Raw genomic sequence first — 24,189 nt, 5'->3', positions numbered from 1 at the left:
ATGAAGTACTCCAGAATTGCTGTTCTTACAGGTGCTGGAATCTCGGCAGAATCTGGTATTCCAGTATTCCGCTCAGAAGATGGCCTTTGGGAAAACCACCGTGTTGAAGATGTCGCAACCTATGAAGGCTTCCTGCGCAATAAGCCTTTAGTGCACACCTTCTACAATGACAGACGCCGTGCCTGTAAGACTAAGGTGCCAAATCAAGGTCACTTAGCTCTTACTAAGCTGCAGCAAGGCATTGAAGCTAAAGGTGGCAAGGTAACTATCATCACGCAAAACATTGATGATTTGCACGAGAAAGCTAAATCACATGACATTATTCATATGCACGGTGAGCTCAATAAGCTTTGGTGCGAAGCATGTGATGCACGCTTTGAGTATTTAGAAGACTCTAGTACTGATCTTAAGTGCCCACATTGTGGCAAAGCTGCCTTACGTCCTGACATTGTCTGGTTTGGTGAAATACCTTACCGCATGGACGAGATTGAGGCATGTCTAACACAGTGTGATCTATTCTTATCCATCGGTACCTCAGGTGTGGTCTATCCAGCTGCTGGCTTCGCACGTATTTGCCGTTATGCTGGCGCTCCTTGTATTGAGTTCAACCTCAAGCCAAGTGAGGTACGTTCAAGCTTCACTCATGCGTTCTATGGCAAAGCTAGTCATACTTTGGATGTATTTACTGACTACCTACTTGCACACGATGAGATCCCAGACTCCATTGACTAAAGTATTGCTATAGTTAATTGCTGTTAATTACTCATCGCGCAGCGGCCTAAACAAGACCAACACATGTCTACACCTCACCTGCCGCTGCCATTTTATAACCAATATCTACACCATCTGACTAAGCCGCAACATTGCTGCAGATGCTAGTAACTTCAAGATCGCAGCGCCCGCGCCAATGCAATAGCAATTATCTTTTAACTCTCTAGCCCATAAGATCCTGATCTTTACAAAAGCACTTATTATCCAGCGCTATGATGGGTATTTGTCCGCACAAAAGCACTTATTATCCCGCGCTATGATTGGTATTTGTCCGCGCTTATGAGTTTTAGTGCATATGCGTTAAAATAGACGCCGTCGTTAATAACACAGCTTAGCTCTAACATGTCTTGATGGCCTATTGAGCTCACTGGAGAAGTATATGCTCGAAACAAGTAAGAAGCGCAAGAAAGCGCCGTCTAAGAAAAAGGAAGTGCTTGATAAGCAAGTACTTACTGAAGAAGACGTCGTCGACAGCTCAGATTGCGACGAGATCGAGTGTACTTGCACCTGTACTTGCCCAAGCTGCCATCACGATAGTCATGCTTTTACTGAAGAGCTTTCTGACGAAGATATTGAAGATCTGTCATTATTTTTTAAGGCTCTTGCAGATCCAAGCCGCCTTAAGATCGTTGTAGCGCTACTGCGCCACGGACAGCTGTCAGTAAGTGAGATCGCTAAAGAGTGTGACTCCACGGTATCAGCAACCTCACATCAGCTAGCGCAATTAAGAATGCATAAGCTCGTTAGTGTTAAACGACAAGGCCTCCGCAACATTTACAAGCTCTGTGATTTCCATATTTCAGAGGGTGTAAAACTCGCCATTGAACACATCAAAGAATAGCACTGAGACAAAAGAGCTTGGTTAAGCTCAATACTTTACCAACAAGCACCACTGCTAACATTAAGGCCTACATTTTTGCATAGCCCATCTTGATGGGCGCTATGAGATTTCGAGAAGAACATGCAAGCTAAAACAGCCCCAAAGCTACCTGTTTACTTAGATAACGCTGCCTCCACTCCTATGGATCAGCGCGTTATCGACGCTATGGTCAAATGCCTTTCTTACGAGGGCATTTTTGGTAACAGTGCCTCTAAAGACCACGTCTATGGTTGGCAAGCAGCTGAGGTGATTGATAATGCTCGCGACCAAATTGCCCTAGCTATTGGTTGTTCTCCTCTTGAGATCATCTTTACCTCTGGAGCCACCGAGAGCAATAACTTTGCAATCAAGGGACTAGCACGTTCCTTAAACAAAGCAGGTGACAAGCGCAAGACTATCATCACTTCATCAATTGAGCACAAGGCCGTAATTGAAAGCGCTACTGCTTTAGAGTGCGAGGGATTTGTAGTCAAACTTATTCGTCCACGCACCGATGGCACCATTACTCCTGAAATGCTCGATGAGGCTATGGATGAGAGTGTATTTCTCGTCTCCATCTCTCAGGCTAATAGCGTGCTCGGCTCGATGAACGATATCAATGCTTTAGCCGAAGTTGCACATAAATACGGTGCTCTCTACCACTCTGACTGCGCACAAAGCAATGCGTTAATACCTCTTGATTTAGACCATTCTTTAGTTGACATGGTGACCCTTACACCAGAGAAGATCTATGGTCCAAAAGGTATTGGTGCACTTTATCTCAAGCGTAGCAGCAATATCGAGCTTGATCCTCTTATCTCTGGCGGTGGTCATGAAAAGGGGCTGCGTGGCGGCACCCCAGCTACCCATCAGATCGCTGCTATGGGCGAAGCTTTTGCCATTATGCAAAAGGAGCGCACTAAGGTATGTGAGCATCTTGAGTCATTAAAGAACAGGCTTATTACAGGTCTTAAAGAAATACCTGGAGCTCACATCAATGGCTATATGGAAGGTACAGACACCCCTCATCTTCCTGGCATCGTATCTGTAAGCTTTGATAAGGTTGAGGGTAAGTTCTTAATCCCAACTATCCGTGGTGTAGCCGTATCATCTGGCTCAGCCTGCTCCTCAAGTGTGGTTAAGCCAAGTTACATCCTAACTGAGACTGGCCACTCTGATGAGTTAGCTATGGCATCTATCCGCCTGTCTATCGGCCGCTTTAATACCGAAGAAGACATCGACACCGCCCTCAAGGCAATAGCCAACGCAGTTAATATGCTGCGCAAAGCCTAGCTCAAAGCAAAGCAGCCCCAACACATCTACCAACTATTGTTTGGGGCAACTTCAAACATTTCATATTTTAAGTTTGTCATTTTGACAAAATACCAAGCTTTTGTCTTTTATAGTTTGTAATTTTGGCAAAGCCTACCATTTTGTCTTTTATAGTTTGTCATTGAAAAAAGTGCCATCAAATTGAGCCATTGTTGCGACTCTTTTTGATAGCGCTTTTCTTTTGCCTGCTGCGTTAATAGTGCCGTGATAACTGCAGCATCGTGCTCGATATCAGGTATGACTCTTAATCTAGAGCTTCTATGGCAATCGAGTAATCAAAGGTAAATGGCACGCCTGCCTTAATACTTACTGCGGTCTTTACGCCACGATCCTTGATTGGATTAGATTCCTTTAATGACTCCTCACCAAAATCCCAGCAAGAAGCGATAGGCTCAATACCTAAGCAGCAATTCTCACCATTCCATGGCTCAGCCTTACGACCATGATTACTCATCCAGAGTAAACAAGTTGGAATCTTGCTACCATCCCACTTTAAGATCAGTCGTAAGCCCTTATTCTTATAGTTAAGCACCGCCTGGCCTTCAGGATGCAGCATTTGTACTATTTCTTCGGTGTGATAGGCAAATGGCAGCTTAGTAGCATCGACAGTATCCTGATTACCATCTTTTCCGATGTATTCACTCTTCAATGGTAGTTTATTGAGGCTCTCAAATACCTTTGCTGGAACTAAACGGCTTGTACCTGGCTCACAATCGACCCCATAGACAATACCATCACCAGCTACCTCAAGCTCTAACGCATTGAGCTCATGATCGGTAGGAAAACATGGATGTACACCTAAAGGAACTTCGCAGTCCTCATTTGAGATCAGAGTGAAGCTAAGATCTACACGATCATCTTTGAGCTCAATGACACGCTTTAAGTTCTTAAGCGGGTGGCCATTGGGGAAAACATAGCTCAGCACCACTTTGCTTTCACTAACACTGTCTACTTGCCAGGCGCTATGACATGGTAAACCATGTGCATAGGTTGAGCTAAAGAGCTTGCTGTCCTTAGGCACCCAGCCAAATGGAGCGCAGACCCACTCACCTGACAAGTGCGCAAATAAGCCTGGATCATTATTAAAATAATCATCCTCCAGCCAAGGCGCACGATGCAATAAATCCATAGCCCTTTTGCCTAATCTTTTAAGCTGTAATCGAGCAAGCATGCCACCGTTGAGATCAACTTCAGCACAAAGAGCACCTGACTGAGACTGCAATTCAATAGGATTATCCATAGAAACTCCTTAGACAAACGAAGCGGCAATGCATTTGGCCAAATCAGTTGATGTGTTAAAAGCTATGTTTGTTAGTATGTCATCTCCTCTAAAGAAGCATGTAATGAGTACTGTTAGATCTTCTTAATAGATAGCATTAGTCCTTAGCACTATGCATTAAAGGCAACCATGCCGCACCTCTAACGCCAGAGTCAGAACCATAGACATTAGGCACAATAGGAGTATCAAACTCGCCGCCAAAGATGTAATGCCTTACGCGATCTGGTAAATCCTCATACAGCTTATTAACGTTGGACATACCTCCACCTAGGACAATGACATCAGGGTCAAGAAAACCACTAAAAGCTGCAATGGCACGCGACAACCTGTCTAAATATGCCTCATAGCATGCCTTTGCATCATGATCTCCTTTTGCCATGAGATCTATAATGTCCTTGCCTGTGGTGGCAAAGGTTAAAGCGTTTGGATCAAACACACCTTTACGCTTAGCAAAGTCACGCTCGAAGCCTACACCTGAAACAAAGGTCTCAATACAGTAGTCACGAGCGCAATAGCATTTAACATCACGCCAGAGCTCGCGCTCTTCATCAGTAAGCCACGGCAAGGTAGTATGCCCCCACTCACCTGAGAGTAGATTGCGTCCCCGTAAAACTTGCTTATTTATGACAATACCTGAGCCAGAGCCTGTGCCTAAGATAAGCCCCCATACAGTAGCGTAATCTTTACCAGCACCATCCTCGGCCTCCGACAGGGCAAAGCAATTAGCATCGTTTTCTAAGAAGATCTCATCTTTAGATAAAGACTTAGCAAGGTCTCCCTTAAGATCTTGATCGTTTAACCAAAAGGAATTAGCGTTTTTGATCCTTTTAGTGTGCTCAGATACTGCCCCAGGAATGGCTATGCCTAAAGGACACTTACAAGATAAATGCTGCTCAGCCTCTAATACCAAAGCTGAGATCGTTTTTACTGTGTCAGCATAGGATGCTTTGACTGTGGCCACCTTCTTTCTAAAGCACTCGCTGCCACGCTTATCTAAGGCTATGATCTCAGTTTTAGTGCCACCAAGGTCAACCCCTAAAGTGTACTCATAGCTCATACGATCCCCCCTTAGATAAAGTGTACTCATAGCGCCCAAATACAGCGCAATTTTTAGCCTACCATCATATCTAGGATAATTCCGTGCGCCCTAACACCTTTTTAGCAGCCACTTGCTCTCATGTTTTGATCTTAAAAATAGCAATGCTAAGAGCCTAGTGATTATCAAAAATCCATACGAAAAAGCCCGCACAAGGCGGGCTGTAAATTCCATTTTAGTATGCATTCACGACAAGCGATTAAGCTAAGCTACTTATACCTTAACCTTGTCGTACTCATTACACAGACACCAGAGCATTGGCTCATCTTCTTCAATCTTGCTAAAGCGCGGACAGCCCTCAAGGTAAGTATTGTCAGTGTGATCATCATTAACCTTGCTAACTTCCCAGCTCATGACCTTGCCGTTTTCAGCCCAAATGCTGTGATATAAACGTGGTGGCAGGGTTACGCCTGAACCTACTGGAATACGAATAACCTCACCTGGCTCAAAGCATACTTTCTGAGAGTCAAATGAAATCTCGACCTTGCGCTTTTCATCAAGCTTATTATCTTCAGTTGCCCAATAGCACTTAATGCATAAAGTGCCACCGCCACGATTAAGGATGTCTTCCATCTTATAACTGTGGAAGTGATAAGGCAGTACCTGACCATCCTCAATTAGCATCATTTTTTCAGCATAAGGCTTGGTATAGCGAGAGTCGCTTACAGAACCATTACGTAAGGTAAACAAACAGGTGCCGGTTTTGTAAAAATCATCAGAGCCATAATCGGTAACATCCCAACCAAGTTCGAGATCAAAAACCTCTGCCCATGATGCTTGATCTTGTTTTTTCCAATCTTCAGCAGTGATATAGGCAAACTTAGGCAGGGTTAAGTGCTGTGCTTTGGAAAACTCAATCGCTTCGTTAACGATCTTATTGATGAATGAGCGCTTCATAAAACACCTCAAACTGTGTCATGAATCAAGATGAAAATGATCTTTAGCTTTTAGCTGAAGTCTTATTGGTATCTAAATTAGAGTCTTGGCTCTTATTGTTATCTAAAGTGGAGTTTTGGATCTTCTTGTTTTCAGACTCTTTTCGTTTCTGATTGAGCATCTGAAAATACTTATGAGCCTCTTGAGCTTGCCTCTTTAGGAGCTCTTCACGCTCCTTTTGTTTCTCTGTGGCGAGCTGATCAGCCTTTTGCACCTGCTCCATACGCTCAAAACGAGCGATCTCTAAACGTGCATAGCGATACTCAAGATAGCCTGAAACATTAGTAGCAAGGCATAGATGGAAGAGATCATAAGCCTGCTTATACTCACCTTTATAAGCAGCTTCTTTAGCCATGTAGAAGTATGCTTCACATAAACGGCGTGCACGCTCTAAAGGCTCAATATTAGCAGTACGCACTGACTCAATCAGATCGTGACCAGAGATCTTGCCGGATAATAAGTCTAATACCTCAAGACCCCATGGCACTTTCTTTTCGATAGCATTACGTCGCTCGATTAACTTTTGACGAGCGATCTCTTGTCCATCAACTTCACGATCTAAGATGTACAGCCATGCCAGACGGAAAGGATCGTTCTTGTCTAGCTCATAAAACTTAACCAGATCTTGAACGCCTAATTCAGCACGATTGCCATAGTACAAAGCTATACCACGATTGAAGTATGCATAAACTTCTTTTGGGTCAATCTCTAACACCGCATCATAGGCATCATAAGCCTCAGCAAAGCGCTCTGAGCTTGCTAAGTAAATGCCTAAGAAGTTATATGAACGGGCATAGTCTGGGACTTCTACTAGTGAGTTCATGAACATGGTTCTAGCAGTTGCGTCCATACCTAAACGGTCATAGAGCAAGCCCAATTGATAGAGAATCTGAGCCTTTTGCTCGTGGGTAAGATCGCCCTTGCCGAGCATTGAGGTCATCTGACCAATGAGGATTTGATATTGCTCGCGCTCAACAAGATCAATGTCAACTAAGACAATATCATCATTACTTACTGAGAATTCAGAGCTTAGAGGTGGGTCAAAGGCATTTTGATTAGAAACACATCCTGACAAAAATATAAGTGCAAGAGCAGGGGCTAGCTTAAGCCTATGCTTTGACCAAAGTTTCTTAAACAAATTGTCGGACATGATGCCACCTAAACAAGCAAATACAAGACGCTCTAAATAATCCTAACAACTAACGCATGTGCTAAGGCTGATGCCATGTGAATAGCGCCACATGTGCTAGCCATCAGAACAAACAAGCCCTTTTTGAAAAGCAACTGTAGCAAGATGCAGACAAGACCAATCTATTCTGCATGCAAGCGAGTAATGCGTAAATTGTAGCAACAATAGCTCTTTGATGATATGCACAAAGGCATATGTGAGTAAAACTACCTGAAAACGTGCATAAAAGAGTCCTAAGCGACATTTTCTTAGACACTTAGCTACATAAATGCGCCTTTATGCTAAGGAGTCATGGACTCCTCAAAAGCCCATGGTAAAGCCTACTCCTTTTTTCTTAGCAAAAGCTTAGATGCAGACTGTATCCACTTCTTTACAAAGAGATCGCAAAGCATTATTTTTCAATTGAAAAATAATGCTCTGCGATTGAGTTAAACATTTGCAAGCTATATCACTGCAAGAATGCGAAATTTATGGCAAACGCTTGCAAAGACATAAGAGTAATCCTATAATCAGGGCACTCGTGGGGGTGATTCTGGATTCGACCGGAAGTTACCGAGCCCGAGGTGCATGTCGAGGGTGGATTGGCCTCGTTAAAAAATCCGTTAAAATAGTCGCAAACGACGAAAACTACGCTTTAGCAGCTTAATAACCTGCCTTAAAGCCATCGGAGCATAAGCCCTGCTGTTGTCGCTTAGCAAATTGCCGGTGTCAGTTTCTCAGCAGCTCGTGTGGAAGTCCCGCTTGAGATGGAAGCATTAAAGATTTTTTCAAGCTGGGTACTCGGTGGCGTGACTCTCCGCAGCCGGTACTAAGATCAAAGAGAAGTCTAAACATGTAGTACTGACGGTAGAGTCTTTTGGGACGTGGGTTCAAATCCCACCACCTCCACCAGAGACAGAATTCTGAATCAACAAGCCCCGGTAAGGCATCGACCCTACCGGGGCTTGTTGTTTTCAGGGCGCGTAAAACCCAAACGTCAACACCACTAAGACAGCGTCCGACCTACGGTCTGCAACATCTGCAATCGATATAATGAGCTAGGAATATATAAGCCTCTAGTGGCGTATGTACTTTGCCTACAGTGTTGTTCACGTAGCGTGAAAGAGTATGGATAGCGTTGATCTGGCCTATGGGCTGAGCTCTATTTGTAAGAGTTAGAAAGGGGTAGATATGAGAGGCTAGCGAGAGGCTCAGGTAGGTAATGACCTGATAGAGAGAGCGGCGTGTTTGCACTTTCGCACAAACGCAAAAACCACCGTACCTATGCGGCACGATGGCAGGGATCGCAACTAATATGGCATGCAATAAAGCATGCCAGATAACTACGAATAATAAGAGTTCAGAATCTTTAGATACTATTTCTGCATTAATGACAGGGCAATCTGTGGACGCTGATTGGCCTGAGTAAGAATAGTAGCAGTAGCCTGCTGAATGATCTGCTGCTGAGTTAAGTTAGCAGTTTCTTCAGCAAAGTCGGTATCACGAATGGTTGCACGTGAAGATGCAACGTTTTCCTTAACAGACTCTTGGTTACGTACAGTAGCCTCAAGACGGTTCTGCATAGCACCAAGCTCAGCACGCTTACGGTCAATGGCGTTAATAAGACCATCGATACCGGCTAAGGTTGCCTGAGCAGCAGAAGCCTTCTCCACACGAATACCTGGGTTGGTACCGTTATTCTTGAAGATGTCTTCAAACTTAAGATTTAGAGCATGGCCACCTGGATTTGCTGGATCGGTAACCATTGGGTTAGTAAACTCATCTTTGCCAGTGTAGCGAACGAGCATCTTAACAATACCGTTAATATCGGTACCGTCACGTAAGTCCATCTCAATGATGGAAGATGGGTCTGCACCAACCTGGAAACGGGAAATAGAGGCGTTGCCGTTTAAAACGTCTGCGCCAGCGAAAGTAGTATCGTTTGAGATACGGGTAATTTCGTCGGCTAACTGAGTTACTTCAACCTGTAAAGAATTACGGTCTTGATCTGACATGGTACCGTTAGATGCCTGAACAGCAAGGGTACGGATACGCTGCAGCATGTTGGTAACTTCGTCTAAAGCACCTTCGATAGTCTGGGCAAAAGCAAGACCATCCTGAGCATTACGGTTACCCTGGGTAAGACCATCAAGCTGAGTGGTAAGGTTGTTAGAAACCTGCATGCCTGCTGCATCGTCTTTAGCACGATTGATACGCAGACCTGAGGATAATCTCTGGTATGAGATGTCGAGCGCGTCGTTAGCACGCTGCGCTGCACGTTGAGCGTACAGCGAAGAAACGTTGGTGTTAATAAATAATGGCATAATCTGAACCCTATTTTTAATATCAGGCTATACAAGCCTGAGAACACAGCAGAATCATCTGCAGTGACACCCTGTCACTCGCACAGCTCTCTTCTGTGCGGGAGCAAGTCCTGGACAGGGAATCGACCAGCTTACGCTGGGCCCTGGAATTAAATTAATCTCATATCGCTTCAGGGCTACTCATAATAAAGCACTATACGTGCCAAATTTCAAAAAGCACTCCCTATCCTAGGCTAAAACTTAATCAAATCAGCTAAAGCTCATATTTGCATGATTCACGACAAGCAAAGTATGAGTATTACACTCATCACCTCTTGGCAAAGATAATCCACGTACTAAGAGAGTGTGCCGTTAGTTTTTGCCGCCATAAACTAACGATGTGTTGCCACTTACTGTCATGATCTTGCCAGCTAACTACTGCTTAAATGTGTCGCGATCTTGCCGTGAGCTAGCATCTTTATGATGTAACAATATTGCTTTGAGCAAGCATCTTTATTGTTTGACGATCTTGCCGTGAGTAAGCATCTTTATGGTGTGACGATCTTACCGTCAGCAAGCATCTTTATTGTTTGACGATCTTGTTGTGAGTAAGCATCTTTATGGTGTAACGATCTTGCCGTAAGCAAAAGTATCTTTGCCACGATCTTTATAAGCGTCATACTTTTAGACTCTTTACGATCTTGCCAATTGGCATTTATAGGACTGACGACGATCTTGCGATCGTGGCAATTGAGATCTTGAGATCTTAAGATCTTAAGTGAGCGGCAACTAACGGCGATCTTGGCAAAAGAATATAGAGTTCAGTTAGATCTTGGCTAAATAGAAGGTCCCATATTTATATGTTCAAGGCACAGAGACATTACATGAGGTTACGCTAAGGACTAGTTAGTGGCCTTACTTGTTGTAATTATGGAGTACCTCTAAGTAGAACAAAGCTTTCTAAATATGTCTTAAACGGCGTTTTTATGGCAATTAGGTGCCAGCTTAGGCTTTTGCAGTGGCTTATAGGCTGCAAAACTGATAAGATCAAGAGATTGTTCATTACTTGAGGGTGATATGGCTCAATTCATTTTCACTATGAATCGTGTGGGCAAAATTGTGCCCCCGAAGAGACAAATCTTAAACAACATTTCCCTGTCTTTCTTCCCGGGTGCAAAGATCGGCGTTCTTGGTCTGAACGGCGCCGGTAAGTCCACCTTAATCAAGATCATGGCTGGCGTTGACCAGGACTATGAGGGTGAGGCACGTCCACAACCGGGCATTAAAATCGGCTATCTTCCTCAAGAGCCGAAGCTTGATCCAGAGAAGACCATTAAAGAGGTTATTCAGGAGGCTTTTGGCGAGGTTAATGATGCACTCAAGCGCCTCGATGAGGTTTACGCTGAGTATGCCGATGAAAACGCTGACTTTGATGCACTAGCTAAAGAGCAGGCTAAGCTCGAGGCTATCATTCAGGCTCACGATGGTCACAACCTCGACAGCCAGATTGATCGTGCAGCTGATGCTCTGCGTTTACCTGACTTTGATCGTCAGATTAAGGTTTTATCAGGTGGTGAGCGTCGTCGTGTAGCATTATGCCGTCTGCTCTTAGAGCGTCCAGATATGCTGCTTCTTGACGAGCCTACCAACCACCTTGATGCTGAGTCTGTTGATTGGCTTGAGCAGTTCTTACACCAGTACCCAGGTACCGTTGTCGCAGTAACCCACGATCGTTACTTCCTTGACAACGTAGCTGGCTGGATCTTAGAACTTGACCGTGGTGAGGGTATCCCTTGGCAGGGTAACTACTCTTCATGGCTTGAGCAAAAAGATCAGCGTCTGCAAATTGAAGAGAATACTGAGAGCGCACGTCGTCGTTCCATCGAGCGCGAGCTTGAGTGGGTTCGTCAGGGTGCTCGTGGCCGTCAGGCTAAGTCTAAGGCTCGTATGCAGCGCTTTGAGGAGCTCTCATCTGTTGAGTATCAAAAGCGTAACGAAACCAACGAGCTGTACATTCCACCAGGGCCTCGTTTAGGTGACTCTGTACTTGAGGTCAAGAACCTGTCTAAGGCTTATGACGGTCAAGTACTGATCGATGATTTATCCTTCACTCTGCCTAAGGGCTCTATCGTTGGTATCATCGGTCCTAACGGTGCTGGTAAGTCCACTCTGTTCCGTATGATCACTGGTATTGAGAAGCCTGATTCAGGTGAGATCAAGCTCGGTGATACCGTAGTAACTGCATATGTAGAGCAGTTCCGTGATGAGATGAACGATAACAATACTGTTTTCGAGGAAATCTCACATGGCCAAGACATCCTGCGTATTGGTAACTACGAGATCCCATCTCGCGCTTACATTGGTCGCTTTAACTTCAAGAGCACTGATCAGCAAAAGCGTGTTGGCGATCTGTCTGGTGGTGAGCGTGGCCGTCTGCAGCTTGCTAAGCTTCTGCAGGTTGGCGGTAACCTCTTACTCTTAGACGAGCCTACTAACGATCTCGACGTTGAAACCTTACGTGCACTTGAGAACGCTTTATTAGAGTTCCCAGGTTCAGCAATGGTTATTTCCCACGATCGTTGGTTCTTAGACCGTATTGCAACCCACATCCTCGACTACGGTGATGAGGGTAAGGTACGCTTCTTCGAGGGTAACTACACTGAGTACGAAGCCTGGAAGAAGAAAGAGCTCGGTGAAGAGGCTCAGCCACACCGTCTCAAGTTCAAGAAGGTTTCTAAGTAAGATAATTCTTACAAGAGGCTCATCTGTGCATAGCAGCATTTGCGCTATGTACAGACATGAAAAAAGCGTCGTTAAGACGCTTTTTTCATTTATGCAGACTACAAATATTTTTGTAGTGATAGGTAAATTAGCGACCTAAAGTCAGGTGCTTAACTAAGTAGTGACCTGATGGCTTTAAGGACTGCTTCTCAATGCCATAACCTGATTTCTGCGCAGAACGTAAGGCCTTAATATCGTCAACTAATGCTACAGTTGATAAAGCATTGAGGTTGCCAAAATCATAGGTCTTAATAGAGAAGCGACGCAGTGCAGTAGCGATACCTTTACCCTGAACACGCTCTGTAACACCAACGAACAGACCATGCAGAATGTTGTCTTTAACCTCTCCGTCATTAAACATGAAGCACTCATAACCTACGAGGTTGCCTTCCTTGTCTAAAGCTACAGAGACTAACTCTGGGGATCTAAAACGGTACAGCCATACGAGCCAGTTGAGCATAGGCACTCTAAACAGCTCAGCATGGAGCATTTGCATCTGCTTTAAATACTTAATGCTGCCAGTAGCAAAGGTGTAATCTTCGTATTGCTCTTCAATGTAGTGGCGCATGATCTTTCCAGCACACTTATGATTCATCTTCCATAGCTGAATGTTGTGGCTAAAGTGATGTAATTCCATGGCCAATCCTCATATTTTGCCAACATCTTATCGATGCATCCGTAAGCTCGCAGCACGGATAAATTATAAACATTACCGCCATTAAAGGCGGCAGCACAATCTAGATCAGACTCAAAGCTATTATTCGAAACTTTTAAGCTTAAACTCCAATTAGAATTTAACGCACTAAAGCCTCTTAACTACTACTTTGGTAGCTAAATTGAGACTTGAATAACGCTTTGCTCAAACTTTTCTTTTACTTAGCAAGCGCTTAAATAAAAAGTCTCTTGATGGGTACACTAGCTATGCGCTTTTGTACTCTTCTCATCTACACTAGCTATGCGCTTTTGTACTCTTCTCATCTACACTAGCTATGCGCTTTTGTACTCTTCTCATCTACGCTAGCTTTGCGCATTTTTTATGCAGCATGTGAAGTACGCAAGCTATGCATCTGTTAAGAACCAGTGCTACCAGAGATAGCAAATTAAGATGGTTACTTTCGCGCTCTCTATCTTAAGCAATGCTAGATAAGATACGTACCCACACACACTTAATCTAACAAATCCATTGACTAAACCCAATAGCATCTTGAGATAACTGCACATCTTTACTAGTTTTCATACGGCACTACATACAAAACACTATAGTCAATAAACATAGTTCGTAGCAGCGCTAACTTACCATCGTCTCTATAACTCTACCGCTATCTAAATGATGCCTATTGGTTTTATGTACTTAAAACACCCTAACGGCATTTGTAAAAGATATTTGTGCAATTAATTTACAAGCAATGCGGTTGATGACTTGCATTTATGAAGAACATAATCAGCAAGCCGTTACATAAAATCATGGCAAATTAACATATAAAAATAATATTTTTCTTAGCCCGTTAATAAGAATATTTCTCAAAAATTTTCACTACAGCCGCGTTGATCTTTTGAAATACACTCTTGTATACTAGTATCGCAATTAGCGATAGGTAACCATAGTTACAAATAACTAACTGCATGAAATTGATCACATATATGCGGTTTGTATGACATAGTATAACTATCACCTAGTCTTTGACTAGTTTACTTCATGCTAACCAAATTCAAATTTAGCCATCATTTTTGATTGCATTTTTGACTATAGCTTATCTTGATGAATTTGAAAAATTACTAGGCAGATGCAAATTAAATATTGCTATTTAGCAATAAATATTTGTGACTATATTGGTAATTTTGGCCTGTTTATTGAGCAAATATTTTAAGGTTCTAGCATGAGCCATTTTTGGAAAAATAATAGTTTAAGCATCGTGTTGAGTCTATTAATACTAGTCCTCAGCATATACTCTCTTTTCGTTGGAGTACTAGATATTAGCCTTATAGAGCTAATATCCTCTCCTGATCAATTAGAGATCTTAGCTATTTCTCGTTTTCCTAGACTCATGGCAATTCTCTTGTCAGGAGCAGGCTTGGCTGTAGCTGGTCTTATCATGCAGAACCTCTGTGCTAACAAGTTCGTATCTCCATCCACTGCAGCAACTATTCAATCAGCCCAATTAGGTATTCTGATTGCCATGCTCTTTTTGCCAAGCTCCACGCTAATGGAACGCGCATACTTCTCCTTTGCCTTTGCTATGCTTGGAACTTGGATTTTTGTCTCTTTTGTACAGCGTGTACAGCTAAAAGACATGATCTTAGTGCCGCTTGTTGGCATCATGTTTGGCAATATCATCTCTGGCATTACTGCATTCATTGCCTTTCGCTTTGAGATGAATCAAGCTCTATCCTCTTTTTTAGTTGGGCACTTTTCCACAGTTATTCGTGGCCATTATGAAATCGTCTATATGGTAGCCCCGCTTATCTTGCTCGCTTGCTACTTTGCTCGTTATTTTAATATTGTAGGCATGGGACGTAATTTCTCCCAAAACTTAGGTGTTAATTACTCCCTCTTCTTGCTTTTAGGCCTTTCTTTAGCCGCCATGATTACAGCCTCAGTGGTAGTAGTGGTGGGCACGATCTCATATATCGGGCTTATCGTTCCTAACCTTGTCACTATCTACAAGGGAGATAACTTAAAAAATACCATTACCGATACTGCTTTAGCTGGCTCTCTGTTTGTTCTTGTTTGTGATCTCATTGGACGCATCATTATTGCTCCATATGAGTTGCCAATTGAGCTTATCTCTGGCTGTGTTGGCTCATTAATCTTCATAAGCTTAATCTTCTATCGTATCCATGGCTCTAAAAGCCACGGCTCATTCATGTCGTTCATAAAGAAGATCTTAAGCTCCCCACAGGCTAACTCATGTTCAAGCGCACCTAGCTGTATGAACGCAGCGAACCATGAAAACACTGGCATATATCCACATGGAGCATGCGCATCTCAAAGCTCAGTACTACACAGCACAGTACTAAGCCCAGGGCAATGCGCAGATAAAGATAGCGTAACGACGCCGCATACAGCATCAGCTGCTGCACCAAGCTGCACGATCGCTGCTACAAATCTTGATTATCGATGTAGTAAGCCTAGTCACACCATTAGCTCATAAGAATTATTGCTAATCCAAGCTTTTAAATACTGGTTATACCATCTAGCTGGCGATTTTAATTCTGAATTTACTCATAACAATGTATAGAGCGTTGTAGGCCAATAGGCTGCCTATTAAGGCAGCTCATGGCCCCCTTTTGACTAAATCTTAGCGTTAATAACAGTCTTAAAACATAAGGAATGTGTCATGTCTGAGGCAGGCGCGTCATTGGTTACTTTTCGCAATAGGCACGAGCTAAGCCTCAAGCTTAAGCTAGTGATTTTAGCGATATTAGTTACTGCAGTATGTCTTAGCTATTTGTTTATAGGTCTTAACTGGAAGTTCTTTGATTACGCCATGTCCATACGCGTGCCTAAGCTCTGCGCAATGATTATTGCAGCGCTAGCCATTGGAGCTGCTTCACTGATCTTTCAAACCCTCATCAATAATTACATTGTGACACCATGTCTTTTGGGCATGAACTCGCTGTATTTAGTACTGCACACTGTAATAGTGTTTAGCTTTGGCATGGGTTCATTCATCGTTACCAATAAGAACCTAGCTTTCATGTGCGATCTAGCATTAATGGCCTCGGTTGCTGGCTTTGTATACAACTATTTATTTGTCAAAACCAAATACAACATCCTCTATGTACTGCTTATTGGTACGGTGCTTACGACATTCTTTACCTCGATTCAAAGCTCCTTAGTCAGAGCTATGGATCCTAATGATTATGACGCCCTACTCGTTACTCTTGTAGCCTCATTTAGCAACGTCAATAAAGAGGTCTTACTGCTTGCTACGGCGCTAATCATTATCTTGACGATGCTGTTTTATAACAAACTCAAAGTACTTAATGTCATTGCACTAGGACGCAATAACGCCATGTCTTTAGGCATTGATTACGAGCAAAGTCTCAAGATGCTGCTTTTATTCGTAACTTTGCTGATAGCTATTGCAACCGCCTTAGTAGGACCAGTGTCATTTATCGGACTAATTACCACCAATGTAGCAAGACAGCTATTTAAGACATACAAACACAAATACCTAATTTCTGGAACCGTTTTAGTAACGCTGCTCGTGTTAATTGCTGGTCAGGTGATCATTGAGCGTGTCTTTATTTACTCAATCCCAGTGTCCGTATTTATCACTATCGGAGGCGGTGTTTATTTTATGTATTTGGTACTGCGCTCGACGAAAAAAGCTATCTAGCCAAAAGTAAATGCCTAAGATCTTTAAGGCACTAGAACTTAAAGACAACTATTAAGAGCAACTAACTTATCCATGCTGCTCATAGTCTGAGCACTGAACTAAGGTCATCTAAGGAGTCATTATGATCGAGCTTTGTGGACTGAGCAAAAAGTATGAAGGGCAAGAAGTAGTTAAAGGTATTGATCTTAAGCTACCACAAGGCAAGGTTATATCACTCATTGGGCCGAATGGTGCAGGCAAGTCTACTGTCTTAAACATGATTGCACGTCTGACACCAAGTGACTCTGGTGCTATTAAATTTAAAGGCAAAGATATTAAAGACTATAAGCGTTCTGAGTTGGCAAAGAACCTAGCGATCCTCACACAGCAAAATAATATTCAGTCAAAGCTAACAGTTAAAGAGTTAATTGCCTTTGGTCGTTTTCCATATAGCCAAGGACGTTTGACGACTAAAGATCATGAGCTTATCAACAATGCCCTGATGTTCATGGAGCTTGAAGAGTTTGCCGAACGCTTCTTAGATGAACTCTCTGGGGGTCAAAGACAGAGAGCATTAATTGCCATGGTCTTAGCGCAGGATACTGACTACATCTTGCTCGATGAGCCTACTAACAATTTAGATATTTACCATGCAACTAAACTCATGAGCACTGTCAGAAGGCTGTGCGATGAGCTTGGAAAAACAGTCTTAATGGTGTTGCATGAAATCAATTACGCCTCATTTTATTCAGACTACATTGCTGCCTTTAAAAACGGCCAATTAGCAGGCTTTGGCACAGTGCACGAGCTCATGCAGTCTGACTTTTTAAAAGAGGTCTATGCCGTTGATTTCTCAATTACCACGGTCAAAGGCAAGCCATTAGCGCTGCACTTTTAAGTGATCGCTAACGCAACAGAATTGTTTATTTCCTTAATTGGATAATCTTTTAGGAGACCCATCATGCGCATGTTTAACAACATGTTGAGCTTTAAATTAGCCAGTGCCATGGCAATATTCCTTGGTACAGCGCAGCATACAGCTTTTGCTCAAGAGCAAGTATCAGTATTTAGCCTTGATCAAAATCGCAACCAAATCAGCGTGTCAGTACCTGTAAATCCTAACAATGTTGCAGTAGCTGACTATGCCATTTTAGACATTATGGATCGTCTTGATCTTGGCAATAAGATCACTGGCGTTACTGCAACTGGTGCGGTACCTGAGTACTTAAAAAAGTACCAAGACAATCAACAGCTGACCAATATAGGCACTGTCAAAGAACTTGATTTAGAAAAGCTCATGGCACTTGAGCCAGAGGTTATTTTTATTGGTGGCCGCTTAGCTGCAAAATATGAAGAGCTCTCAGCCATTGCGCCAGTGGTGTTCTTATCTGTCGATTATGATGAGCCGCTAATTGAAAGCGTGAAAAGAAATACTTCCACCATCGCATCGCTATTCCAAACACAAGGAAAAGCTCAAGAATTAATTAAGAGCTTTGAAGATCGTATCAGCAAGCTTAAAGAACAAGCTCAAGGTAAAAGTGCTGTAGTTGGTATGGTCAACGCAACACAATTTAAAACCTTAGGCAATACAGGCCGCTGCTCCATGATTGGCCGTGATATTGGCTTTAACAATTTGTCTAAAGATATTGTGGCAACTCATGGCAATGAGTCCTCATTTGAGCTTCTCCTTAAGCTTAATCCAGAATATATCTTTATCTTAGATCGTGATAGCGCTATTGCTACTCAAGGAGCAAAGCTTGCCAAGGATGTTATGAATAATGAACTAGTGCATAAAACAGATGCTTTCAAAAACAACAAGATCACATATCTAAATTCAGCTGTTTGGTATCTATCTGAGGGCGGATTAACTGCCACAGACTTAATGCTCCAAGATTTAGAAACTGCCCTTAAATAAATTTACTGACCACCTAAATTTAAGATCTCAGGTAATGAGCCACGAGGCTCTTCATTGGACAACTACGTCCAATTTTTTTGGCCCCAAAGTTACCTTGAGCTAACCAAAATAATTCAAGGCTAACCACCAACAGGCCGTTACCTCAGCTCATTTAGGCACTGCCCACGCGGTTCTTAATTAATGCCATGCAGAGCGCCACGATTTGCGAGCACCACTGCGTGGCTTAGATGTAACCGTTTTGTGTGTGAACAATTTCAACGAGAACTTTAGTTGTATGAACAAACAGGCCTTTAGACTTTCTGCTCTGTCACAAGCTTTGATCTTTACTACATCAAGCATGGTAGCTTCCTCAGCTCTTGCTGATGATACATTGAATCTTGATCTGCAAGAGGCTTTAAATGCTGATTACATGGATAGTGCAATCCAAGATCAAAATAGCAATGACGATGCAAATAATGGAGGAAATGAGGTTTATGACTTAGGGCAGACTGTAGTTTCTGCATCAGGCTTTGCACAGGATCTTAAAGAAGCTCCAGCATCCATGTCTGTTATCGATGGCGATACTGTTCGAGCTACTGCAGCTAGAGATATTGGTGACATTGTGGCTAATCTGCCTGGTATTGAGATCGCCAAATCTAAGACTGGTAACTCCAACATCATGATGCGTGGTTTTAGTTCCGACTACACGGCATTCTTAATTGATGGCAAGAGACAGAACTCATCAACTGCATTTGTAAAAAACGGCTTTGATCCCAATATGGGATACACACCTCCTGCATCCATGATTGATCGTATTGAGATCATTCGTGGTCCTGCCTCAACCCTCTATGGATCAGATGCGGTTGGTGGCGTAATCAATATCATTACCAAGAAGCATCCAGAAAAAGTAACAGGTTCTATCGGCTTTGAGACTTTAATGCAGCAGCATGAAAAGTTTGGTAATGCAGCAGGCACCAATGCCAATATCAATGTGCCACTGATTGATGACAAGCTCTCTGTACAATTCCGTGGTCGCTACTACGAAAAAGATCACACAGATATCAAGGCACCAAACGGCAAGTATTTAGCTCATAGCGCCAATGATTTTGATCTTAAGAATTATGGCGCTAAGGTAATTTACTCACCAATAAAAGGCCATGATATCTCTATTGATGGCGAGCAGTACTACATGAAGGCAGGATCCATGTCGACCTCATCTGCAGGTATTGCTGTGTTAAATGAGTATCGTAAAGATCAGTTGGTGCTTAACTATGACGGTCAGTATGACTTTGGCTCAATTAATAGCTATGCGCAGTACATTAACCACACTAGAAACGATGTTGCCTATCAGTTCTACAGCCGCTCCTATATCCTTGAGACAAAAGCTATAACTCCATTTGCCTTTAACAATGGCCAAGCTCTCAACCTCACTACCGGCATGCAGTGGTGGCGTGATGAGTTTAGAGATGATGCAACTTTAGCCAATGCGATTAAAGATGATATCGGTGGCAATACACTAGTGCACAACTTAACCTCAGCATATGTAGAGGGTGAGTACTTTTTAAGCAACGATTGGATTGCAACTGTTGGCGGTCGTTTTAGCCATAGTGATCATTTTGGTAACCACTTTACCCCACGTGGCTATTTAGTTTACAAGGCTACCAACAACTTGACCTTAAAAGGTGGTGTAGCTGCAGGTTATAAAACTCCATCCATTAAAGAGTTAACTGATGGCGTCTACAACCAAAACAACAGCGGTGCTAACCCTATTTACGGCACCCCTGATCTCAAGCCAGAGACTTCAATTAACTATGAACTGAGCGTCATGTATGAATTACCAAAAGTCGGCTCCTTTACCTTAACAGGCTTCTTAACCGACTTTGAAAACAAGCTTGGCAATGTTGATTATGCCGTTGGCACCACTATGGATAATGGCATTGTCTGTAACCCAACAGTCAGTGCAGCAGACTCTAAGTGCTCACTTAGAAGTAACAAGGGTAAAACTCGTTCAAAAGGCGTTGAGCTGCTCTTTAGCTCAGCACGCTTTAACAACTTCAAGCTCGAAGGCTCTTATACCTACACCCACCATACCTACCGCGATGGTGTCGATGCCGGTAAGTTTGTAAATGCTATTCCAGCACATGCCATCATGGCAAAGCTTAGCTACGACAAAGATAACTATGGACTGTTCATTAAGGGCATAGGCAAGATCCGCACTCCATACATCACTACTCGTGGTGGAGCCGGCTTTGACTACTACAAGAACTACATGCTCTTAGACTTAGGCGGCCACTACAACTTTACACCGCAAGCACGCCTGAACATCACCATCAATAACCTGCTTGATTTTGATGCATATGAAGACTTCGACGCAGTAGCAGGATCTCGTGGTACCACCTACAACAGCTACTACCGTGACTACATTGAGGGCCGTAATGTCTATGCCAGCATGACCTACGACTTCTAGGCACTTGACGATCTAGCCATGCTAGATGCGTCAATACTCTCAAGAGAGTAAAACTCATACATCACTTGTTAATCATGGCAGGCTACAGCAGCTTAGAGCAGCTTTAGCTTGCTAGTTAAATTTGAACGGCAACACCATGGAACTACTCAAAGAAATTGTTGATTACGGCATCATGATCATCTTAGGACTCATGGGCTTTATTGCGCTTATGTACAGCATCGAGCGCGTGATGTTTCTAAGCAAAGTGAAGCATCATATCCACAAATACTCCAACCAAGATGAGTTTGATAATGCACTGACTAACAATTTAACCACCCTTTATATCATCTACTCTAATGCCCCTTACGTTGGTCTTTTAGGCACTGTAGTTGGCATCATGATTACCTTCTATGACATGGGTAAAGCAGCATACATTGACTCAAGCCAAATTATGACTGGCTTATCTTTGGCACTGTATGCAACCGCACTAGGATTAGTGGTTGCGATCCCTACTCTAATCGCCTACAACGCTCTTAACCGCAAGATCGCAGTTATCAGCAGCCTCTACCCTCACGTCATGAAACAGCATCAAGCCATGACAGTAAAAGAGGATCATGTAGCTTCATCTGAGCACATTGAATCATCACAGCGCCCGCACAATCCATCCGTTAGTGAATCTAAGCTCAATGGCACTCCTAAGCAGGCGTTACAAGCTTAATGCACCACTCTGTTTAGCACCATGATGACGGAATCACCATGAAAAAAGTCCCTGAGCGTTCAGCGCTAAATATCGTCCCATTCATAGATATCATGCTGGTCTTGCTGTGCATTGTTTTGTCGATATCCACCTTCATTGCCCAAGGAAAAATCGAGGTCAAACTCCCTAGCGCTTCATCTGCAGCACCACTCGAGCAAAAACCATCCGTGCTAGTTGAGGTCAACAAGGAAGGCACCTTACACCTTGATGGCAAAGCCTTGTCACTAAGTGAGTTTAAAGAGGCTCTAGCCTCTATTTCCAAAAGCGAGCACTTGCAGCTCCGTATTGATGAGCAAAGCCAATTTGGCACTTTCATAGGATTGATCAACGCCCTCAAGGAGCAAAGCCATGACAACTTCTCCATTGCCACTTTGCAACAACGTTAATTGCTATGAATCCATACTCTTTAAGGTTGGTTCGCTCAACAATTGCACCAAGAGTGCTTTTGCTATAACCAGTGCTCTCTATCTGTGTGTAGCGGCTGCAGCCTATAGTTATTTCATCTATGAGCCTAACGTAACTAAGCTTGATGTTGGCAGCCCCTCTATTGCTCTGAGCTTAGAGCAATTTGGCAATGTAGATACGCCGCCTGCACCAAGCTCTAATGAGACAACTCCAGCACCCGAGGAGCAAGAACAAAAGCAAGTTGACGCTGTTAAGCCACAGCATGAGATACCAGATCCAGAGCCAATGCCACAACCTGTAGTGCAAGAGCGTAAGCAAGCCATGGCTAAGGCTGAACGCAGGCATGAGCGCAAGATGGAGCATAAGCGTAAGGTTAATGAGATGCGCCATATGCGCCGTGACAGAGCAATGCAAACAGCAGCGCACTTGAAAGAGCCGCCTGCCAATGCGCATAGACAGAATGTAGCAATGCGTAGTGGGCGTTCATCCGAACAAGTATTGATTCTAGGCCGCGATCAGCACCCTGTACTGACCAAAATCAAACAGGCAATCGATAGCAATTTACTCTACCCACGTAGAGCTCGCATGATGCGTGAAGAGGGTGCTGCTATCGTTCAATTTACCTACACAAGACAAGGGCAGTTAAGAAGACTACGCCTACTTAGAAGCACAGGCTCTGCCGAGCTTGATGATGCAGCTAAGCAAACTATCATTCGCGCAAGCGCCTCATTCCCACAGGTAAAAGAGGACTATACCCTGCGTTTACCCATCATCTTTAGGCTTACTAACTAAGATAGTTATGCCTTTGGACTTGCTATTGTAATGACAAACTTGTGTTGCTTTAGCAAGAAAAAATAAGGCGGTTGCATCAGCAAACCGCCATATATAACCCAAACTCATTAGCTAAATGCTATGCCATTATGTGGCGATATGATGGGTGTATTTGTTTAGAAGAGAGTAAAGAGATTGTGCAGTGACTCAATTGGCTCACGACCACGAGACTCAAGGAAGTCTAATACCTTCATTGGGCTAGTGTTAATGATTTGATCGTAGCCTAAGCCTGCCTCTTCAATGACAGCCTCAGCAGCCTTGAAGTTGCCTAAGAAATAGCAAACATGGGCGTCAGAGCCTAAAGAGATAACGTTGCCGATCTCTTTAGCTAGTCTTGCTACTTCAACGCAATTGCTGTGGCTGCCCTTGCGGGTATTAACGCCAGATGAAGAGTTAAGCTCGATTGCTACGTTATGCTCCTTGGCACAAGATAACACTTCGCGTAAATGCACTGGATATCTTGGGTTACCTAAGTGAGTGATGATATCGACCTTACCTGAAGAAATAACTTGCTTTAAAAGCTTGGTGTGCTCATCAGCATTAGATGGATCTAAGTTTGGATGGAAGCCAGCTAAAACGATGTCCAGACGCTCTAAGTACTTATCTTCAAGGTCGATAGTACCGTCAACACGGATATTAGCCTCAACGCCACGTAAAATCGCAATCTTATCTACTACATGAGGGATAACACAGAGGTTGCCAAAATGCCAAGGATGAGGTGCATCCTCAACATCAGGGCCGTGATCGGTGGTAGCAAACATTGCAATACCATTCTTCTCAGCCTGCAGCACATAGTCATTGATCGTGCTGTAAGCATGGTCACTTGCTACGGTATGTGTATGAAGATCAACTAAAAATCGCATATAAGCTCCCAAGTAAAGTATTGCACGTTGAAACTAATATTGATGTTATGGCTCTGTTAGGCAGTAATATAAAAAAGTCTTGCCACGCAACGAGCCACTAAATGTAAGCTCACTACTGTCTAGACATAAAACTCTAGAGAGTAATA

General features: G+C 43.3%; 19 protein-coding genes and 1 other RNA gene. 13 read left to right on the top strand and 7 right to left on the bottom strand.

The window, feature by feature from the left end; translation table 11 throughout:
* The 3 genes from RDO37_RS05460 to RDO37_RS05450 all read left to right on the top strand — a co-directional run bounded on the left by RDO37_RS05460 (position 1) and on the right by RDO37_RS05450 (position 2,923).
* Positions 1–732: an NAD-dependent deacylase gene (locus RDO37_RS05460; protein ID WP_273324484.1), complete on the top strand. Its 732-nt coding sequence runs from the start codon at positions 1–3 to the stop codon at positions 730–732.
* Positions 733–1,150: 418 nt separating this feature from the next.
* Positions 1,151–1,612: a helix-turn-helix transcriptional regulator gene (locus tag RDO37_RS05455; RefSeq protein ID WP_281710748.1), complete on the top strand. Its 462-nt coding sequence runs from the start codon at positions 1,151–1,153 to the stop codon at positions 1,610–1,612.
* Positions 1,613–1,732: 120 nt separating this feature from the next.
* Entirely contained in the window at positions 1,733–2,923 is a 1,191-nt protein-coding gene (locus RDO37_RS05450; RefSeq protein ID WP_308498374.1) for an aminotransferase class V-fold PLP-dependent enzyme, read from the top strand.
* Positions 2,924–3,206: 283 nt separating this feature from the next.
* Here the strand turns inward: RDO37_RS05450 and RDO37_RS05445 are convergent, their stop codons facing one another.
* From RDO37_RS05445 to nlpI, 4 genes are all read right to left on the bottom strand, one after another.
* Positions 3,207–4,202, bottom strand: coding sequence for a hypothetical protein (locus RDO37_RS05445; protein ID WP_308498373.1), 996 nt, complete (start codon positions 4,200–4,202; stop codon positions 3,207–3,209).
* A 136-nt stretch (positions 4,203–4,338) separates the two neighbouring features.
* The gene (locus RDO37_RS05440; RefSeq protein WP_308498372.1) at positions 4,339–5,298 is read right to left on the bottom strand and encodes an ROK family protein; all 960 of its coding nucleotides are present in this window, start codon (positions 5,296–5,298) and stop codon (positions 4,339–4,341) included.
* 252 nt (positions 5,299–5,550) lie between these two features.
* Positions 5,551–6,234 (bottom strand): D-lyxose/D-mannose family sugar isomerase, encoded by a 684-nt coding sequence (locus RDO37_RS05435; protein ID WP_308498371.1) that lies wholly within the window; start codon positions 6,232–6,234, stop codon positions 5,551–5,553.
* Positions 6,235–6,277: 43 nt separating this feature from the next.
* Positions 6,278–7,423, bottom strand: coding sequence for a lipoprotein NlpI (nlpI, locus tag RDO37_RS05430; RefSeq protein WP_308498370.1), 1,146 nt, complete (start codon positions 7,421–7,423; stop codon positions 6,278–6,280).
* A gap of 561 nt (positions 7,424–7,984) precedes the next feature.
* Here nlpI and ssrA point away from each other — a divergent pair.
* Positions 7,985–8,353, top strand: a transfer-messenger RNA (tmRNA) gene (ssrA, locus tag RDO37_RS05425).
* A gap of 464 nt (positions 8,354–8,817) precedes the next feature.
* Here the strand turns inward: ssrA and RDO37_RS05420 are convergent.
* Positions 8,818–9,765: a flagellin gene (locus RDO37_RS05420; RefSeq protein WP_303073804.1), complete on the bottom strand. Its 948-nt coding sequence runs from the start codon at positions 9,763–9,765 to the stop codon at positions 8,818–8,820.
* A 1,056-nt stretch (positions 9,766–10,821) separates the two neighbouring features.
* Between RDO37_RS05420 and ettA the strand changes: the two genes are divergently transcribed.
* A complete protein-coding gene (gene ettA, locus RDO37_RS05415; RefSeq protein ID WP_027939762.1) occupies positions 10,822–12,486 on the top strand; it encodes an energy-dependent translational throttle protein EttA in 1,665 nt (554 codons plus the stop codon).
* A 127-nt stretch (positions 12,487–12,613) separates the two neighbouring features.
* On the opposite strand, the gene RDO37_RS05410 is transcribed toward ettA, so the two are convergent.
* Positions 12,614–13,162, bottom strand: a complete 549-nt coding sequence (locus RDO37_RS05410; RefSeq protein WP_281710350.1) for a GNAT family N-acetyltransferase — start codon at positions 13,160–13,162, stop codon at positions 12,614–12,616.
* 1,240 nt (positions 13,163–14,402) lie between these two features.
* Between RDO37_RS05410 and RDO37_RS05405 the strand changes: the two genes are divergently transcribed.
* The 8 genes from RDO37_RS05405 to RDO37_RS05370 all read left to right on the top strand — a co-directional run bounded on the left by RDO37_RS05405 (position 14,403) and on the right by RDO37_RS05370 (position 23,141).
* The gene (locus tag RDO37_RS05405) at positions 14,403–15,677 is read left to right on the top strand and encodes an iron chelate uptake ABC transporter family permease subunit (RefSeq protein ID WP_308498369.1); all 1,275 of its coding nucleotides are present in this window, start codon (positions 14,403–14,405) and stop codon (positions 15,675–15,677) included.
* Positions 15,678–15,863: 186 nt separating this feature from the next.
* Entirely contained in the window at positions 15,864–16,868 is a 1,005-nt protein-coding gene (locus RDO37_RS05400; protein ID WP_308498368.1) for an iron chelate uptake ABC transporter family permease subunit, read from the top strand.
* A gap of 121 nt (positions 16,869–16,989) precedes the next feature.
* Positions 16,990–17,745 carry an ATP-binding cassette domain-containing protein gene (locus RDO37_RS05395; RefSeq protein ID WP_308498367.1) on the top strand — a complete coding sequence of 252 codons (756 nt, stop codon included), beginning with the start codon at positions 16,990–16,992 and terminating at the stop codon, positions 17,743–17,745.
* Between the two features lie 108 nt (positions 17,746–17,853).
* Positions 17,854–18,762, top strand: a complete 909-nt coding sequence (locus tag RDO37_RS05390; RefSeq protein ID WP_308498366.1) for a siderophore ABC transporter substrate-binding protein — start codon at positions 17,854–17,856, stop codon at positions 18,760–18,762.
* Positions 18,763–19,036: 274 nt separating this feature from the next.
* Positions 19,037–21,208: a TonB-dependent receptor domain-containing protein gene (locus RDO37_RS05385; RefSeq protein ID WP_308498365.1), complete on the top strand. Its 2,172-nt coding sequence runs from the start codon at positions 19,037–19,039 to the stop codon at positions 21,206–21,208.
* Positions 21,209–21,344: 136 nt separating this feature from the next.
* Positions 21,345–21,905 carry a TonB-system energizer ExbB gene (gene exbB, locus RDO37_RS05380; protein WP_308498364.1) on the top strand — a complete coding sequence of 187 codons (561 nt, stop codon included), beginning with the start codon at positions 21,345–21,347 and terminating at the stop codon, positions 21,903–21,905.
* Between the two features lie 38 nt (positions 21,906–21,943).
* Positions 21,944–22,330, top strand: a complete 387-nt coding sequence (locus RDO37_RS05375) for a biopolymer transporter ExbD (protein WP_308498363.1) — start codon at positions 21,944–21,946, stop codon at positions 22,328–22,330.
* On the top strand, positions 22,293–23,141 hold the full coding sequence (locus tag RDO37_RS05370) for a TonB family protein (protein WP_308498362.1): 849 nt from the start codon (positions 22,293–22,295) through the stop codon (positions 23,139–23,141). Before RDO37_RS05375 ends, RDO37_RS05370 begins: the two co-directional genes overlap by 38 nt.
* A gap of 155 nt (positions 23,142–23,296) precedes the next feature.
* Here the strand turns inward: RDO37_RS05370 and RDO37_RS05365 are convergent, their stop codons facing one another.
* A complete protein-coding gene (locus tag RDO37_RS05365; protein ID WP_308498361.1) occupies positions 23,297–24,043 on the bottom strand; it encodes a phosphatase in 747 nt (248 codons plus the stop codon).
* Positions 24,044–24,189: the final 146 nt, after the last annotated feature.

It is taken from the genome of uncultured Anaerobiospirillum sp. (genome assembly GCF_902485895.1).
GTDB lineage: Bacteria > Pseudomonadota > Gammaproteobacteria > Enterobacterales > Succinivibrionaceae > Anaerobiospirillum > Anaerobiospirillum succiniciproducens.
Note: the sequence above shows the minus strand (reverse complement) of the source record. Positions and strands in the feature narration are given on the sequence as shown.

Coding starts and splice junctions, on each gene's coding strand:
- nlpI (WP_308498370.1), bottom strand. CDS start 7,423: ATGTCCGACAATTTGTTTAAGAAACTTTGGTCAAAGCATAGGCTTAAG.
- RDO37_RS05365 (WP_308498361.1), bottom strand. CDS start 24,043: ATGCGATTTTTAGTTGATCTTCATACACATACCGTAGCAAGTGACCAT.
- RDO37_RS05410 (WP_281710350.1), bottom strand. CDS start 13,162: ATGGAATTACATCACTTTAGCCACAACATTCAGCTATGGAAGATGAAT.
- RDO37_RS05390 (WP_308498366.1), top strand. CDS start 17,854: ATGGCAATATTCCTTGGTACAGCGCAGCATACAGCTTTTGCTCAAGAG.
- RDO37_RS05400 (WP_308498368.1), top strand. CDS start 15,864: ATGTCTGAGGCAGGCGCGTCATTGGTTACTTTTCGCAATAGGCACGAG.
- RDO37_RS05445 (WP_308498373.1), bottom strand. CDS start 4,202: ATGGATAATCCTATTGAATTGCAGTCTCAGTCAGGTGCTCTTTGTGCT.
- RDO37_RS05455 (WP_281710748.1), top strand. CDS start 1,151: ATGCTCGAAACAAGTAAGAAGCGCAAGAAAGCGCCGTCTAAGAAAAAG.
- RDO37_RS05440 (WP_308498372.1), bottom strand. CDS start 5,298: ATGAGCTATGAGTACACTTTAGGGGTTGACCTTGGTGGCACTAAAACT.
- RDO37_RS05420 (WP_303073804.1), bottom strand. CDS start 9,765: ATGCCATTATTTATTAACACCAACGTTTCTTCGCTGTACGCTCAACGT.
- RDO37_RS05460 (WP_273324484.1), top strand. CDS start 1: ATGAAGTACTCCAGAATTGCTGTTCTTACAGGTGCTGGAATCTCGGCA.
- RDO37_RS05385 (WP_308498365.1), top strand. CDS start 19,037: ATGAACAAACAGGCCTTTAGACTTTCTGCTCTGTCACAAGCTTTGATC.
- RDO37_RS05370 (WP_308498362.1), top strand. CDS start 22,293: ATGACAACTTCTCCATTGCCACTTTGCAACAACGTTAATTGCTATGAA.
- RDO37_RS05405 (WP_308498369.1), top strand. CDS start 14,403: ATGAGCCATTTTTGGAAAAATAATAGTTTAAGCATCGTGTTGAGTCTA.
- RDO37_RS05435 (WP_308498371.1), bottom strand. CDS start 6,234: ATGAAGCGCTCATTCATCAATAAGATCGTTAACGAAGCGATTGAGTTT.
- ettA (WP_027939762.1), top strand. CDS start 10,822: ATGGCTCAATTCATTTTCACTATGAATCGTGTGGGCAAAATTGTGCCC.
- RDO37_RS05375 (WP_308498363.1), top strand. CDS start 21,944: ATGAAAAAAGTCCCTGAGCGTTCAGCGCTAAATATCGTCCCATTCATA.
- exbB (WP_308498364.1), top strand. CDS start 21,345: ATGGAACTACTCAAAGAAATTGTTGATTACGGCATCATGATCATCTTA.
- RDO37_RS05450 (WP_308498374.1), top strand. CDS start 1,733: ATGCAAGCTAAAACAGCCCCAAAGCTACCTGTTTACTTAGATAACGCT.
- RDO37_RS05395 (WP_308498367.1), top strand. CDS start 16,990: ATGATCGAGCTTTGTGGACTGAGCAAAAAGTATGAAGGGCAAGAAGTA.